General features: G+C 41.8%; 1 protein-coding gene. It reads left to right on the top strand.

What is annotated here, in order from left to right; translation table 11 throughout:
• Positions 1 to 621 precede the first annotated feature (621 nt).
• A complete protein-coding gene (ilvC, locus tag F6K13_RS30795) occupies positions 622 to 1,620 on the top strand; it encodes a ketol-acid reductoisomerase (RefSeq protein WP_124147135.1) in 999 nt (332 codons plus the stop codon).
• Positions 1,621 to 1,964: the final 344 nt, after the last annotated feature.

The raw sequence follows: 1,964 nt of genomic DNA on the forward strand, positions 1-1,964 counted from the left end.
TCTTATTGGGTGAGGGGAGGAGACAGGAGACAGGAGACAGGAGACAGGAGAAATGGGAATGAACGAGGAGGTAGGAGTAAGAATTGTAAGAATAATTTTTCTGCCCAACTCTTGCCTAAAATACGCTCCTTTTTGAGCGTGAAGAGCTGAAAACCAGGCACTTTTTAAAAGCACCAAAAAGGCACTTACCTTTATCTGTAAATACTTTTAGATTAGATCGGTAAGCCATAATTAATAATTAACAATTACCTCTCCTTGAAAACGGATAGGATTGACTAATAATGAAAATTTTTTCTCTCTTGGTCGATTGGATATGGTACAGGTTTCCTCACCATCCCACCCTACGGGAAGCTACGCTAACGACCGCTTGTTTCTCCTTTAAAGAAGAGGCTTTAAACCTTAATTATTCGGTAAAAATCAAAAATAAAATCAATTCTTATCCATAAATTATCAATTACTCCCCTCCTGGGAGGGGGAGGGGCGAGGGGTGGGTTTCCCCTGTTCCCTGTTCCCTGTTCCCTGTTCCCTCTTTATAGAGTGTAGAGTAGAAAATTTTACCGATATTTGATATAATAGAAGTTTTGCATAAATAATATATAGTTGCTGACAGGAGACAAAATAATGGCCAAAATGTACTACGATACCGATGCTAACCTGGACATCTTCAACAACAAAACTATTGCCATCGTTGGTTATGGTTCCCAAGGTCATGCTCACGCCCTAAATCTCAAAGATAGTGGCTTAAAAGTAATTGTAGGACTATATCCAGGTAGTAAGTCTGCCCACAAAGCAAAAGAAGCAGGTTTAGATGTTTACCCAGTAGACAAAGCTACCGAAATAGCAGACCTAATTATGATTCTTTTGCCAGACGAAGTGCAGAAAACCGTCTATAAAAACGAAATTGAGCCTAATCTCGCAGAAGGAAAAATTCTAGCTTTTGCCCACGGCTTTAATATTCATTTTGGTCAAATTCTTCCACCGCCAAACGTAGATGTGGTCATGGTTGCTCCCAAAGGGCCAGGACATTTGGTCAGACGGACTTATGAACAAGGAGAAGGAGTACCCTGTCTATTTGCCATCTTCCAAGATGCTTCTGGTCAAGCACGCGATCGCGCTATGGCTTATGCTAAAGGTATTGGTGGCACTCGTGCAGGTATTCTCGAGACCAGCTTCCGGGAAGAAACTGAAACTGACCTCTTTGGCGAACAAGTAGTTCTCTGTGGTGGTCTGAGTGGATTAATTAAAGCTGGGTTTGAAACTCTAGTAAATGCAGGTTATCAGCCAGAATTAGCTTACTTTGAATGTATGCACGAAGTTAAACTAATTGTGGATCTCGTTGTTGAAGGTGGTCTGGCAAAGATGCGGGACAGTATCTCCAATACTGCTGAATTTGGTGACTATACTCGCGGTCCTCGGATCGTTAATGACCAAACTCGTGCCGAGATGCGGAAAATCTTAAGCGAAATTCAATCTGGTCAATTTGCCCGCGAGTTTGTCATGGAAAACCAAACAGGCAAACCTGTATTTACTGCCATGCGTCGTCAAGAAGCAGAACACCCTGTTGAAGAAGTGGGTAAAGACTTGCGTGCTATGTTTAGCTGGCTCAAAAAACACGGTTAAAGAAGGAGTCAGGAGTCAGGAGTCAGAAGGGAAGAAAGAAGAGGAGGAAAAGGAGAAAGTTTTTTGTTCGCGCTCTTACCCGGACATGATATCATACCTCTTTTCACCAACGCCAATTTTTTTAGTCTTAAATGAAGAACTTCTGACTCCTAAATATAATTATACCAATGCTACCGGGTTTGATATAATATTAAATCCGGTTATGAAAAACTAATTTGTCCAAATCCTTCTAACCCTTCTGCCTTCTGCCCTCTGCCTTCTGCCTTACCTTCACAATAAATTTCTCTTCGCGCACCAAATTTAGTATTACTTGTAAACCAAAAAGCCACCCGGCCGCCCCAGGT

This window comes from Okeania sp. SIO2B9 (assembly GCF_010672505.1).
Taxonomy (GTDB): domain Bacteria; phylum Cyanobacteriota; class Cyanobacteriia; order Cyanobacteriales; family Microcoleaceae; genus Okeania; species Okeania hirsuta.